Origin of the sequence: Permianibacter aggregans (assembly GCF_009756665.1) — a bacterium.
Classification (GTDB): Bacteria; Pseudomonadota; Gammaproteobacteria; order Enterobacterales; family Permianibacteraceae; genus Permianibacter; species Permianibacter aggregans.
In genome coordinates this window covers 3940515-3954534 of record NZ_CP037953.1, presented here as the reverse complement: position 1 = coordinate 3954534, position 14020 = coordinate 3940515, and the positions used below count along the sequence as shown (strand labels likewise).

The window sequence follows — 14020 nt, the reverse complement described above, 5'->3', positions numbered from 1 at the left end:
CATTCGTGCAAGTGTAATGAACCAGGATGACTGAGCCAAGAACGAATGTTCCGGATCAATCTTCCCACTCGGGCTGCACGCTGACACTGACGCGTATCCGTTTACCCGGGTCGTATGGCGACACCGTGTGGTAAACCTTGCCTTGGTACTTGTAGCGAACGTCGTAGCCATCGACGATGGTTTCCTGCCAACTGTCGTAAGTGGTCCGGCAACGCAGCTCGGTGCGCCGCTCGACAACCGTGCGTGAATCCGAGGCGGCGGCACCGACATGTGCCCCGGCGATGGCGCCAACGACCGTGCCGGCAGTCGGATGATCATGGCGATGGCCGACAGCATGACCAATGGCACCACCAATCAGCGCGCCAATCAATTTACCGCCGCGCGAGGAACGCTCACGATGAATTTCAACCGGCACGTCTTCGCAGACTTCGCGTGGGTTGCTGCGGGTCACTGTGCGGGTAATCGGCTCGGCACTGAGCACCTTGGCGTATTCGTACGAACGCTCATGATCGGCAATCGCTGCGCTACTGAGAAGTACGGTGCCAATTAACATCAGGCGTTTCATGATTTTCGCTCCTGTCATGATTCGACAGGGCCATTGTGCCGATGTCCAGATGAATTGGGACTGAATATCGGAACGTGTGGCTCAAGCCACCAGCTTCTGTGAAATCATGGTCAGGTCGTGCTGATTTTCCTGCAGCATCTGTAATTCGGCCTCAGCATCCGCCGCTTCAATTTTCAGACTGGCCAGTACTGCGGCCGGTAGTGCACCATTGCCCTCGTCACCGACCCCTATGCGCTTCAGCAATCGATTGGCAATCAGCACAATATTGGAATAAATCGCAAACGGGCTGGTGAATTCCTCTTGGTGATGCCAGCGTACTGCCGTGACCAATTCTTCTGGCATCTGCCAAGCCTGCATCAGCCAAGCGCCGATCTCTTCATGGCTGACACCGAGCACATATTTTTCGATGACATCGACGGCAATAGAGGGGTTGGCCTCGACGTAACGATTGACCAAATAAAACTGCGGCGGGAAAACATGACCAAGCAGCAGATGGCCAAAGTTATGCAATAAACCCGACAAATACACCATGCCGCGCTGCGGTCGGATTTTGCTCGGCATACGCTGACAAAGACGTTCGGCCAGCACAGCGCATAACACAGCTTGGGTCCAAAACGCCTTTAAACCCAACGGCCCTTCGCGCGGCACATTCAAGGAACGACCGACCGCGATGCCGAGCGACAAGTTCAGTACCATCTCAAAACCAAGCACCCGCATGATCGCCATTTCCAACGAGGGAATACGACCGGCGTAACCGTAATACGGTGAATTGGCCCAGCTCATGATTTGCGCAGCCAGGCTCGGATCTTTACTGACCACCGTCGCCAAATCCCGGGCACTGGCATTCGGGTCGGCCCGCAACATCATAATTTCCTGGGCGATTTCCGGCATCGGCGGCAAATCGAAAGTTTCCTGCACGCGGTTTTTAAAGCGCATCGGCAGGAAATGGGAAATTACTTCATTGTCCTGACTCGGCGTGGCGACACCAGTCAAGGTTTGCGGACTGACTGAAATGGTGCTTTGCAAGGCATCACCCAGCAAACGCCCGAATTCGGCTTTGCTGAAGCGTAGAATCTCCCGGCCATTGCCCGCTTCGATATAAATGTCATCGTTGTCGAGTAACTGCACATCTGCAATACACGGCCATCCGTAAGCCATGGCAAATGCCGGCCGACATGAAGGCACGCAACCAGAAAAGTACTTGTCGGCGTCGCTGGCAGACATGACATCCAAATCGCGCAGACAATGCTGTTTGATGGCGTTGAAATCCAACATGTGGTCAGCGGGAATAATCGCCGCGATACGACCATTGTTATCTCGTAGCGGCACGACGCGCGCCAAGGCTGATGGCGGAATATTCAAGTGGCTGGCGATCGAGGCTGGGTCGGAATGTTCAGGGCAGGCTATCGAAGCAAATTCGGCTGAGGCGTCTTTTAACCACTGTTTCAGGCGGGCACTCATCATTCCCCCACTTGCGTGTTTTGCAGCATGCTTAATCAAGCGTTTGTTAAGCATAGTCCGTTTTTTTCTGACGACAGAAAATTGGCATGGGCCGTGTCAGCAAATGTGAGCAAGTACAGAAATTGCGGACAAAAAAAACCCGCTTTTCAGCGGGTTTTCTTCGTTTGGCGCGCCCGGAGCGATTCGAACGCCCGACCGCCTGGTTCGTAGCCAGGTACTCTATCCAACTGAGCTACGGGCGCGAAGGGCCGCTATTATGCCAACATTTTTTAACGTGTCAATTTTTTTAACTCGTTAAATTATGCTGGCGGAGAGGGAGGGATTCGAACCCTCGATACGCTTTTGGCATATACTCCCTTAGCAGGGGAGCCCCTTCGGCCTCTCGGGCACCTCTCCTTCGCAGCGGCGGCATATGCTACAGAATCGCTGCGAAATTGCAAGACAGAATTACTAGAAAGCTTGGAAATCAAAAAACGCTAGCGTCGTCAAAGACGGTATTGCGCAAAGAACCGACAATTCAATGCCGCACTACGTGCTTACATTTGATCATCGTCGTGCGACGAAAAGCCCTGGTTTTTTTCCCGCTGAATCCGCAAGTAAATTTCCTCACGGTGCACCGACACTTCCTTCGGTGCGTTGACACCGATACGGACTTGGTTACCTTTGACGCCAAGCACCGTCACCGTGACCTCGTCACCAATCATTAATGTTTCACCAACGCGGCGCGTCAAAATTAACACTGTGAACTCTCCTTCATGAAATTCGGGCCGCCCCGTATTGGAGCTACGAAGCTGTTGTAATGGACTGTCGGGCCTCGTACGACAAGGCCGCACATTATGGGCCGTCATTGGCCGTTTGGAAACCTCTGACCCTTGTCCCAGACCGATAAATTGTCAAAAAATTTACCGGTACGAATGTAGTGTAGTTGAGCTTTGCCATAGCTCAATAGCAGCACCAGCCATTTTTTACGGCGGGCAATTCGCTATTGCTCACTCTGCCTTTACCGCTACCGACAGACCAAACGCTCGGTGCAAGGTTCGGACCGAGCGTTCCGTTTCGGTATCGGGCACCAGCACGGAAATACGTGACTCGGATGTGGTGATCGCCAGCAACCGAATCTGCTCAGCCGCCAGCGCATCGAACAGCTTCATGACCAGCTCCGGATGGCTGCGAAGCGCAACGCCAATCACCGACACCTTGGCGACGTCATTGTTGACACTAATCGCTTCAGCCGGCAACTCCGGCAGCGCCCCGGCCAGTACGCTGATCGCTTGGGTGACGTCAGTACGCGATACTGAAAACGAGAAGTCGGTACGCTGATGCGCATTCGGCGTCTGAGTAATCATGTCGACTTCAATATGAGCGCGCGCCAAGGTGCCAAATACTCGTGATGCCGAGAACGGCGTATCGGGCATATGCGCAACGGTAATCCAGGCCTCCTGACGCGAACAGGCGACGCCAGAAACCAGCGGTGCCTCCATCCCCTGCTCGACCGAAATCAGCGTGCCGGGACCATCGACGAAAGTGGAAAGCACCCGCAGCGGTACCCGGTATTTACCAGCGAACTCAACACTGCGAGTTTGCAGCACTTTCGAGCCTTGACTGGCCAGCTCCAGCATTTCCTTGAATGTGATGCTGTCGAGCCGATGGGCTTCCGGCACCATTCGAGGGTCAGTGGTGTAAACGCCGTCAACGTCGGTAAAGATCTGGCATTCATCGGCGTTCAGCGCTGCCGCCAAAGCGACCGCGGTGGTATCAGAACCACCACGCCCCAGCGTCGTGATATTACCCTCGGAACTTACGCCCTGAAAGCCGGCCACCACGACAATCCTGCCGTCGTTGAGCAGTCGGTGCAAATGCTCGCTATCGATCTGTTCAATGCGTGCTTTGCCATGAACGGCATTGGTGGCAATCGGTACTTGCCAGCCTTGTAAGGAAACGGCCGGGTAACCCCGGCCATTTAAATGAATTGCCATCAGCGCTATGGTGACTTGTTCGCCAGTAGCGGCAAGCTGATCCATTTCGCGGCTGTCCGGCTGCGCGGCCATTTGCTGGCCCATTGCCAGCAAACGATTGGTTTCACCAGACATCGCCGACAGCACCACGACAACTTGATGGCCGGCATCACGCGCGGCGATCGCTTTGTCGGCAGCATGTCGAATGCGCTCTAAATCGGCGACCGATGTGCCACCGAATTTCTGCACGATAAGCGCCATGATGGTCCGTTTATCAGCTCAGTTTGTTGGCGATAAAGTTTTCGGTTTGCGTCAGCGCTGCAGCAACATCGCTACCGGCCGCGGCGCCGCCCTGAGCCATTTCCGGTTTGCCGCCACCGCGACCACCGAGCAATTGCGCGATATGGCTGACCACTTCACCAGCGCCAATGCGACCACTGACGGATTTGCTGGCTGCCGCGATATAAGACAGTTTTTCGCCATCACTGCTAAGCAACAACACCAGCGCTTCGCCCAGCTTGTCACGCAAACGTTCGGCCGCTTCGCGCAAGGCTTTGCCATCAAGACCATCGAGCTCAGCAACAATGACGTTAACGCCGCCAAGTTTTTTCGCCTGATTGATCAGCTGCTCGGCTTTGCCTGCCGCCGCAGCGGCTTTCAACTTCTCGATTTCTCTTTCCAATTGCTTGTTGCGATCAGCCATTTGCTGCACACGATTGGGCAGATTGCTGACATCGCTTTTTAGCGAAGAGGCCAATTGATTCAATTGCGATTCACGCTCATGCAACCAGGCCAGCGCGCCTTCACCGGTGACGGCTTCAATACGGCGAATGCCGGCGGCAATACCGCCTTCACTGATGATCTTGAACAGACCGATATCACCGGTGCGCTTGACGTGAGTGCCGCCGCATAATTCTTTGGAAAATTCGCCCATCGACAACACTCGTACAGTGTCGCCATATTTCTCACCGAACAGCGCCATCGCGCCAGCCTTGATCGCCTGCTCCGGTGCCATCAAGTCGACCGCGACAGCATTGTTGGCACGGATCTGTTCGTTGACGATTTGTTCAATGCGCAGCAGTTCTTCCGGCTTGACCGGTTCGTTGTGGGAAAAATCGAAACGCAAACGGTCCGGATCAACCAGCGAGCCTTTTTGCGTAACGTGGCTGCCAAGCACTTCGCGTAACGCCGCATGCATCAAGTGGGTTGCCGAGTGATTCAACACGGTGCGTTGGCGACGCAGCTGGTCGACTTCGGCATCCAACACCTCACCTTTTTTTACCGAGCCTTTCAGCTTCGCTCTGTGGGCAATGGCGTTGCCAATCTTGATGGTGTCGACCACTTGAAGCTCCGCTGTCGCAGAACGCAGCACACCATGATCGCCGACCTGACCACCGGACTCGGCATAGAACGGCGTGTGATCGAGCACGACCAGCAGTTCTTCTTCGTCACTGGCCTGTTCGACTTCTTTGCCTTCCTTCAACAAGGACATCACATGCCCACGATGCTGAAGCGTGTCGTAACCATGGAAATGGGTTTCGGCATCGACCTTCAGCGCCTTGGTGTAATCGACACCAAACTGCGAAGCACTTTGCGAGCGCTCACGCTGTTCTTTCATGCAGGCTTCATAGCCTTTCATGTCCAGCGTCAGGCCGCGTTCGCGAGCAATGTCATTGGTCAAATCGACCGGAAAACCATAAGTGTCGTAGAGCTTGAACACGACATCGCCCGGCAGCGTTTTATCTTTTAACTCAGCAATGGCGTTGTCGAGCAACTTCATGCCTTGCTCCAGCGTGCGGGCAAATTGCTCTTCTTCCAGTTTCAGAGCACGTTCAATGCGAGCCTGGCCGCTAACCAGTTCCGGATAAGCCGCGCCCATTTCTTTCACCAGTGCTGGCACCAGCTTATGGAAAAATACGTCCTTGCAACCGAGCATGTAACCGTGACGAATCGCGCGGCGGATGATTCGGCGCAAGACATAACCACGGCCTTCGTTTGATGGCGTGGCGCCATCAGCAATCAGAAATGAGCAGCTACGAATGTGATCAGCTATCACGCGCAGCGACTTGTTCTCTTTGTCAGCGCAGCCGGTTACTTGAGCGGCGGCATCGATCAGGTGCTGGAATAAATCGATTTCGTAGTTTGAATGCACATGCTGCATGACGGCGCTGATGCGCTCAAGGCCCATACCGGTATCGACCGATGGCGCCGGCAGGGGATGCAATTCGCCATCAGCGGTGCGATTGAACTGCATGAACACGTTGTTCCAGATCTCGATATAGCGGTCACCATCCTCGTCCGGTGAACCTGGAGGACCACCAGCTATGCCTTCGCCGTGATCGTAGAAAATTTCGGTACAAGGTCCGCAAGGACCGGTATCACCCATTGCCCAGAAATTGTCGGACGCATACGGAGCGCCCTTGTTGTCACCAATGCGCACCAGACGCTCAGCCGGAATACCGATTTCCTTGTTCCAGAGCTCATACGCTTCGTCATCGGTGGCATAAACGGTCACCCACAAACGCTCTTTCGGCAAGCCGAGCCAGAGCGGCGAAGTCAGAAACTCCCAAGCGTAAATGATCGCGTCTTTCTTGAAATAATCGCCGAAGCTGAAATTGCCGAGCATTTCGAAAAAGGTATGGTGACGAGCGGTGTAACCGACGTTCTCCAAATCATTGTGCTTGCCGCCGGCGCGCACACATTTTTGCGAAGACACGGCACGGGTATAAGCACGCTTTTCAACACCAAGGAAACAGTCCTTGAACTGGTTCATGCCGGCGTTGGTGAACAACAGAGTCGGATCGTCCAATGGAATCAACGAGCTGGAGGCGACACGGGTATGGCCTTTGCTCTCAAAAAATTTCAGAAACATTTCCCGAATGTCATTGCTGGAACGACCCACTTTCCCACCTTACCTGTTGCGATGTTGATAATTGGCCAGCGCCGTCTTGGCGGTTGCTGGCGTAAACCCTTTTTGCACAAGATGGCGCAATGCCTTCATGCGCACAGCGTGATCCGCTGTATCTTTATTGCGTAAATATTTTTCGATTGCCGATTCCGCCAACGCCTGCCAATCGACGTCGGCTTCCGCTACGGCATCACCGGAAACGCCTTGCTGTTGCAAGGCCATCGCGATACGTCTTGGCCCCTGCCCTCGCTGCTTGCGGGTATTAATCAGGCTTTGCGCGTAACGCTCATCGCTTTGCCAATCACGTTGTTGTAACTGGCGCAGCGTTTCATCGATTTCAGACGCATCGAAGCCACGCGCTGTCAGCTTGCGCCGCAATTCACGCTCAGCGTGTTCGCGGCGCGCCAACAGGCGCATGGCTACCGACAATGCCGAATCGCTGGATTTCAGGCCTCAACCTCTTCGGAAACCGACTCATCATCCGGTGTGCTGGACAAGTCGATGTTCGCCGCGCGGATTTGCTTTTCGATTTCCGCACGCGTTTCCGGATTCTCACGCAGGAACTGTACGCAGTTCTGCTTGCCCTGACCGATGCGGTTGCCGCCGTAGCTGTACCAAGCGCCGGATTTTTCGACGATACCCTGCTTGACGCCGAGATCGAGAATTTCCCCTTCGACCGATACGCCCTGACCGTAAAGAATTTCAAACTCAACCGTTTTGAATGGCGGAGCGACTTTGTTCTTGACGACCTTGACGCGGGTTTCGTTACCGATGATCTCCTCGCCTTGTTTGACCGCACCAATACGACGGATATCGAGACGAACCGAGGAATAGAATTTCAGCGCGTTACCACCGGTGGTGGTTTCCGGGTTGCCGAACATGACGCCGATTTTCATACGAATCTGGTTGATGAAAATAACCAGGCAGTTCGAGCGTTTGATATTGGCTGTCAGCTTACGCAATGCCTGCGACATCAAACGTGCTTGCAGACCAACGTGCGAGTCACCCATTTCACCTTCGATTTCCGCTTTCGGCGTCAACGCCGCAACCGAGTCGACGACGACCAGATCGACCGCGCCGGAGCGCACCAGCATGTCGACAATTTCCAGCGCCTGCTCGCCGGTATCCGGTTGCGATACCAACAGATCATCAAGATTGACGCCGAGCTTTTCGGCATAAATCGGGTCGAGTGCGTGTTCGGCATCGACGAAGGCCGCCGTGCCACCAGCTTTCTGACAGCTGGCAATGGCCTGCAAGGTCAATGTCGTTTTACCGGACGATTCCGGACCATAAATTTCAACGATACGGCCACGCGGCAAACCACCAATACCGAGCGCAATATCCAAACCCAGCGACCCGGTCGAAATGACCTGGATATCTTTCGGGGTTTGCTGATCGCCCAGACGCATGACCGTGCCTTTACCAAACTGCCGGTCAATCTGAGCCAGCGCTGCACTCAGCGCTTTCTTACGATTCTCATCCATCACTTTCTCCCACGGAAAATTCGCCGTATTCACCGCCTTGCGTCGCCGCGTGTGTCGGGGCGGGTTACGGACCTTGGCTATCGTTCATATACGAAAGCGACGCCGCATTATTTCACAAAACCTATGGGCGCAGTAGGCGCCCCCATGCGGCAATTCAGAACAGAAATTGGCGAAAAATCAGGCAAATTGGACGTTATAAACCAAGCGCTGACCTATCGAGGCGGCAAGACCTGAAAGGTCTTTGACCGGTTTGCAGAAAATATCGCTGGTACGCAGACCGAGCCGCCGCAGCGACTCGTCTAGACGGAACTCCATTGACCCGGTATGGATAATGAATTTCAGTGCCGCATCCTTGTTGCAGGCATAGCGAATGAACTCGGCGCCATCAATGCCGGGCAACCGGATATCAACGATCGCCAGCGCGATGTCATGCTGATCCAGCAATTGCAGCGCATGTTCGGCCGTCGCCGCTTCCAGCACCTGATACCCCTCATCCTCCAAATAAGCGGCCAGGCTCATCCGGATAATCGGTTCATCATCAAGGACCAGTATTCGAGGCGCCAACATTGTCGTTTTTTTCGCCAGTTTTTCCGTAAGCGGCGGAGAGTATCAGCCCTGACCGGCTTTGGCTAGGCAACAAGCTGTGGGTAAACGTGTGGATTTCCGGTGCCCTTCCTGGGCATTTGGCACGTACGCAGCAGAAATTCCATGACTATCTATACTTAGGCTTAATCTGGACTGATCAACCTTGTGGCACGATCGTGTATACCTATAGTGATAAAAGTTTCCTGATCATTGATGACTTCGGCGAATTCCGCCGGTCGGTGAAAACCATGTGCCAGCAATTGGGCGCCGTCGATATCGACCAAGCTGCGACTGGCCAGGAAGCGGTCAACCAATGCCTGAACAAGAAATACGACATCATCCTGTCAGACTACAACCTCGGCGATGGTAAAGACGGCCAGCAAATTCTCGAAGAACTGATTCACCGTCGGCTGCTGAAACCGAGCGCCATTTTCGTCATGGTCACCGCCGAAAACTCGACGGCGATGGTCATGGGCGCACTCGAATACCAGCCGGATGCCTATTTAACGAAACCGTTCAACAAGGTCGCCCTGAAAACCCGTCTCGATAAACTGATGGAAAAGAAACAGGCGATGCAGGCGATCAATAACGCCCTGGAAGCCGGCAAGCATTCATTGGTACTGAAACTTTGCGATCAGGAAGTCGCGGCCAATTCGCGTTACGCGCTGTCGGCCCTGCGCATCAAAGCCGAATTGCTCGAAGAGCGCGGCGAACTGACGGCCGCCTACACACTTTATTCGACGCTGTGCAAAGAACGGCCGCTTTCTTGGGCCATCGCGGGTGCTGCTCGCATTTTGATCAAGCAGGGCAATCCACGCGCCGCGCGAGATCTGCTGGAGTCGGCCACCAAAGAACTACCGACTTTTCTCGATGCGCAAGATTTGCTGGCGGATGCGATGTTGCAGTTGGGCGACAGTCAAAACGCGCAGAATGTGCTGCAAGAAGCCGTCAAGCGCTCACCCAAAGCAGTGCTGCGTCAACGCAAACTGGGTGAAGTTGCATTGAAAAACGAAGACTACCCAGTCGCTACCCGAGCTTTCAAACAAACGGTTTCTCAGGGCCGGCACTCGGTGTTCAAACAATCCGATCCCTACCTGAAACTCGCCCACTGCCTGACCCGCAGCCTTGGCGGCAGCCCGGTTGAGGACAAACGCACCAGCGATGAATTTCATCGAGTGTTGAATGAACTGGAAACCGATTACAAAGGTGACCAGGAAATCGCGATGCGTTCGCTACTGGCGCAGGCCGAGCTGCACAAAACCCAAAACCGCCCAGACGATGCCGCGTCGGCCGCCAAAGGCGCGGCGAAATTATTGGCGGGGCTGGATCGGGCGCTGCCGCCAGATACGGCGATCGATGTTGCCGAAAAGTTTGTCGCGCTTGGGGATGCCGATTCCGCCAAGCAAGTGCTGGATGCCTGTGCATTGCTGCATGGTGATGATGAAAACCTGAAAAAACAACGGCAGGAAATTCTCGGCAAGGCAGTCAAAGCCGACGAAGCCAACGATCGCGCTGTTGAACTCAATAACGCCGGCGCCAAGTTCTTTGAAAAAGGCGATCACGAGAACGCCTTGCGCAATTTCCGCAAAGCGATTGAACTGGCGCCACAGAACATCAGTATCGTGCTCAACATGGCGCAGACACTATTGGATATCTTTCAGGCCAATCCGGCCGAAAAAGACTTGCTGAACGAATGCCTGCGCTGCCTGGAACGTATCCGACACATTTCGCCGGAAGATAAACGCTATGCCCGCTTCCAGGCATTGTTGCGACAAACCCAGCAATTGAAAGCGGAGCATGGCGCATGAGCGGTCAACGTGTGGGCATTGCCTTTCCTACCGTACTCGCCTCCACCGTACACGACATGAAAAATTCGCTCGGCATGCTATTGCAGGCCTTGGACGCCATTATCGAGCGAATTCCGGAAGCGGTACGCGATGACTTGCGCGAACTGGCTGTCATCAAATACGAATCGGAACGGGTCAACCATGATTTGGTGCAACTACTCGCGTTGTACAAAATCGAGCAGGACCAGTTGCCGTTGAACATTGGTTATCACGATGTCACGGAGTTTCTCGAAGAACAGGGTCTGCTCTATGGTGAATTGTTGCAATACCGTCATATTGAACTGAGCGTACACGCCGATGAGGGCTTGTTCTGGTATTTCGATGCCGATTTGCTGGCGTCGGCACTCGGCAACATCATCACCAACACCATCCGCTACAGTAAAAGTGCAATTGAACTTCATGCCTTCATTCAAGATAATGCCTTGCAACTGATCGTCGCCGATGACGGCCCCGGCTACCCAAAAGCGATGATTGAAAAGCAGCAGGACTATTTGTTGGGTATAAACCAGAGTTCAGGCAGTACCGGGCTCGGTTTGTATTTCTCCGGGCAAATTGCCCGACTTCACAGCAAGGACGGTCGGCAGGGGCATATAGTGTTGGCCAATGGCCAACCAATGAGCGGTGGCGCGTTTCGCATGGTTCTGCCATAGCCAAGCGCCCTTCTCTGCGTGTTTCGCCATGAATAGCAATAAAACAACCAGACCGCGAGTGCGCGCATGAATACCACGATTATTGTCATTCTGATCATTGTCCTCGCCATCGGCGGTCTCGCGGTCGCCAACTGGGTGGCCGCTCGCGAGCGGGCCGAAGCCGAACGCCGGCACCGCGTTGCCATGCATCGGGGAGCGGTGCGCGAAGCCCAGGAAATGCTCGACTTGGGCAACTTGCTGCCCTTGGATATCAATGTCCGTGATGTACTGCTCGACTACATCAGTTTGCACTTGCAGGCGATGAAGCAAATTGACCCGAGGGTCGATATCGCCGCCACGATGCAATGGGCCGAAGAAACCCGTCGCCAACCGCAGCATGCCAGCGGCGATTCGGCCTTGAAGCTGCCTGCGCAATCGGAAGAGCTGACGGCACTGCGTTCTCAATTGCATCGGTTGACCGAATACGTCGCCAAACTGCGCCGGGAACCACGTCTTGATGGCCCCAAGGTTTTGCAAGCATTCAAGTACTTGGCCCGTTTGCGCCTGCGTTGTGATGTCGAGGGCCATATCAAACTCGGCCAGCTCGCGATGCTGCAGCAAAAAGTACCGCTCGCCCGCCAGTACTACAAATACGCCTATGAGCGTTTGGTCAAAGAAAACATCAGCGACAGCTATGTCCAGGAACAACTTTCGGTGCTGGAAGAAGCGATGAAGGAAGTGCGTTTGCTGGAACCAAAAACGGAAGAAGGCGAACAGGCTGCCGATACCGGGGCGGACGACGATTTCGACCCGACGTTCCAAATCAAGAAAAAATGGTAAGCGCTCTGCACTACTGGCAGCATTGAGGCGTGCCGAATTATTGGAGTGCGGCCGCCTCCAGCGCCTGGGTTACATCACGAAACAATTGACGATTTTCATGCGATAGCGCCATCAAATTGCGATGGGCGTTGAGCACATGGCGGGTGTAATCTTTTTCGTCTTCGGCCAATTCCGCCAGTTCTTCGTAGGCTTCCGGCTCACTGCCGGCATCCGGCAACAGATGAAATACCTTGTCGAAACTGACCGCTTTCAAAACCGCCAGCATCTCGGGTTGATTGACCAGTATCGTCGGGCGTTTGTCCTGGGCGCGGCGTGTGTGGATAGCGACCTGGGCGAGCACGCCTAAGGCCGTGCTGTCGACGGCCGTGGCATCAAGCAAATCGATGATCACCGACGCCTGCTCCTGCTCCTGGAAAATTTTCTGAATGAAGCGATCAACGGCAGCGCAGATCTGAAACCGGATATCGCCACGAAACTTCAATACATAGACACCGTTGTGAAGGGCGTAGGAAACCTGTCCGGTTGTCGTTGTTCTCATAAATGTCGGATCAAAAACAAGGCGATATCGTCTATCGGTGCACCTTGTACCAAGCGTGTGGCCCGTTCCAGCAAGGCATTGACGCCAGGTACCCCTGAATCTGTCAGGGATAATATCAAAGTTTCATCCTTTGCCAATGCCGACCCGTTCGGGATTTCCAGCACACCATCAGAGCACAGCAACAGCGAGGCTTTGGCTTCGAGACGGCGCTCTTCGTTCTCATAACTGGCCCAATCGAACAAACCGACCGGGAAACTGTTGCCGCCCAGGAACTGCTGCTTGCTTCCATTGGTCAGTAACGGCCGAGGATAATGACCACCATTGGCAAATTTCAAATGACCGGTGCGGATATTCAGCACGCCATAGAACAGCGTCAGGTATTTGCCGAGATTGGCCTGCAGCACTTCGCTATTCAAGTAACTGAGCAAAGCCGCCGGGTCGAGAATCACCGTTTCGCCAAAACTGCGGAAGCGGCGCAGCGGATGGTTGATCAGGCTTTTCAGCATCATCGTGACGAACGCCGAAGCAGCGCCATGGCCGGAGACATCGGCCAGATAGAAACCGACATGATCGGCATCGATTTCAAAATAATCGAGAAAATCGCCGCTCAGATACAGCGACGGCAGCACCGCATGGCTGAATTCCCAGTCACCGAATCGCGCCAACGGTTCTGGCAGCAATTGCAATTGTGCCTGACGGCCGGCCTCGTGATCGCGACGCAACAAGTCCAGGTTTTCTTCCAATTCGATATTGGCCGCTTCCAGCTCATCACGGTATTGGCGGTTTTCTTTTTCCAGACTGACCTTGTGAATGACCGAGCGAATCGCGTGCGCCAGCACTTCCAAATCGGCGATCGGTTTGACCAGGTAATCGCTGGCACCAAGGCGCAGGGCTTCGACCACATCGGTCATGACGCCGGCACCGGAAACCACGATAACCGGTAATCCAGGTTGCTCTCGGGTCAGCACTTCCAGCACCTGCAGACCGTCCATATCCGGCATGCGCAAATCGCAAAGCACCACGGCCGGCGGATCTTCCTTGCAGATTTTCAGGCCGTCGCGCGCGCGCGCGGCCGACACCACGTTATAGCCGCAGTCCTCAAGAAAAACGCACATGCTGTCGCGCACCAAATCATCATCATCAATGACCACGATGCGGGTATGCATTAGTTCGGCCGGATCACTCATTCACTTGTCATCAACAGCATG

Annotated in this window: 13 protein-coding genes and 2 tRNA genes; 3 read left to right on the top strand and 12 right to left on the bottom strand. The window is 54.4% G+C overall.

Going from position 1 to position 14020, the window contains the following annotated elements; translation table 11 throughout:
* Positions 1-55 precede the first annotated feature (55 nt).
* From E2H98_RS17845 to E2H98_RS17800, 10 genes are all read right to left on the bottom strand, one after another.
* Positions 56-565 carry a glycine zipper 2TM domain-containing protein gene (locus tag E2H98_RS17845; RefSeq protein WP_157591450.1) on the bottom strand — a complete coding sequence of 170 codons (510 nt, stop codon included), beginning with the start codon at positions 563-565 and terminating at the stop codon, positions 56-58.
* Between the two features lie 81 nt (positions 566-646).
* On the bottom strand, positions 647-2029 hold the full coding sequence (locus E2H98_RS17840; RefSeq protein WP_162848131.1) for an HDOD domain-containing protein: 1383 nt from the start codon (positions 2027-2029) through the stop codon (positions 647-649).
* Positions 2030-2191: 162 nt separating this feature from the next.
* Positions 2192-2268: transfer RNA gene (locus E2H98_RS17835), tRNA-Arg, on the bottom strand.
* Between the two features lie 63 nt (positions 2269-2331).
* Positions 2332-2422 (bottom strand) — tRNA-Ser (locus E2H98_RS17830).
* Positions 2423-2562: 140 nt separating this feature from the next.
* On the bottom strand, positions 2563-2766 hold the full coding sequence (csrA, locus tag E2H98_RS17825; RefSeq protein ID WP_133587057.1) for a carbon storage regulator CsrA: 204 nt from the start codon (positions 2764-2766) through the stop codon (positions 2563-2565).
* A 249-nt stretch (positions 2767-3015) separates the two neighbouring features.
* The gene (locus tag E2H98_RS17820; protein WP_133587056.1) at positions 3016-4242 is read right to left on the bottom strand and encodes an aspartate kinase; all 1227 of its coding nucleotides are present in this window, start codon (positions 4240-4242) and stop codon (positions 3016-3018) included.
* A gap of 13 nt (positions 4243-4255) precedes the next feature.
* The gene (alaS, locus tag E2H98_RS17815; RefSeq protein WP_133587365.1) at positions 4256-6853 is read right to left on the bottom strand and encodes an alanine--tRNA ligase; all 2598 of its coding nucleotides are present in this window, start codon (positions 6851-6853) and stop codon (positions 4256-4258) included.
* A 39-nt stretch (positions 6854-6892) separates the two neighbouring features.
* Entirely contained in the window at positions 6893-7318 is a 426-nt protein-coding gene (locus E2H98_RS17810; protein WP_133587055.1) for a regulatory protein RecX, read from the bottom strand.
* A gap of 17 nt (positions 7319-7335) precedes the next feature.
* Positions 7336-8373, bottom strand: coding sequence for a recombinase RecA (gene recA, locus E2H98_RS17805; protein WP_133587054.1), 1038 nt, complete (start codon positions 8371-8373; stop codon positions 7336-7338).
* Between the two features lie 177 nt (positions 8374-8550).
* Positions 8551-8940 carry a response regulator gene (locus tag E2H98_RS17800; RefSeq protein WP_133587053.1) on the bottom strand — a complete coding sequence of 130 codons (390 nt, stop codon included), beginning with the start codon at positions 8938-8940 and terminating at the stop codon, positions 8551-8553.
* Positions 8941-9134: 194 nt separating this feature from the next.
* Here E2H98_RS17800 and E2H98_RS17795 point away from each other — a divergent pair, with 194 nt between their 5' ends.
* The 3 genes from E2H98_RS17795 to E2H98_RS17785 all read left to right on the top strand — a co-directional run bounded on the left by E2H98_RS17795 (position 9135) and on the right by E2H98_RS17785 (position 12274).
* On the top strand, positions 9135-10766 hold the full coding sequence (locus E2H98_RS17795; RefSeq protein WP_133587052.1) for a tetratricopeptide repeat-containing response regulator: 1632 nt from the start codon (positions 9135-9137) through the stop codon (positions 10764-10766).
* Positions 10763-11455: a sensor histidine kinase gene (locus E2H98_RS17790; RefSeq protein ID WP_133587051.1), complete on the top strand. Its 693-nt coding sequence runs from the start codon at positions 10763-10765 to the stop codon at positions 11453-11455. The genes E2H98_RS17795 and E2H98_RS17790 overlap by 4 nt, the downstream gene beginning before the upstream one ends.
* Positions 11456-11521: 66 nt before the next feature.
* Positions 11522-12274, top strand: coding sequence for a hypothetical protein (locus E2H98_RS17785; protein ID WP_133587050.1), 753 nt, complete (start codon positions 11522-11524; stop codon positions 12272-12274).
* A gap of 37 nt (positions 12275-12311) precedes the next feature.
* On the opposite strand, the gene E2H98_RS17780 is transcribed toward E2H98_RS17785, so the two are convergent.
* The gene (locus tag E2H98_RS17780; protein ID WP_133587049.1) at positions 12312-12812 is read right to left on the bottom strand and encodes an STAS domain-containing protein; all 501 of its coding nucleotides are present in this window, start codon (positions 12810-12812) and stop codon (positions 12312-12314) included.
* Positions 12809-13999 (bottom strand): SpoIIE family protein phosphatase, encoded by a 1191-nt coding sequence (locus E2H98_RS17775; RefSeq protein WP_133587048.1) that lies wholly within the window; start codon positions 13997-13999, stop codon positions 12809-12811. The genes E2H98_RS17780 and E2H98_RS17775 overlap by 4 nt, the downstream gene beginning before the upstream one ends.
* Positions 14000-14020 lie beyond the last annotated feature (21 nt).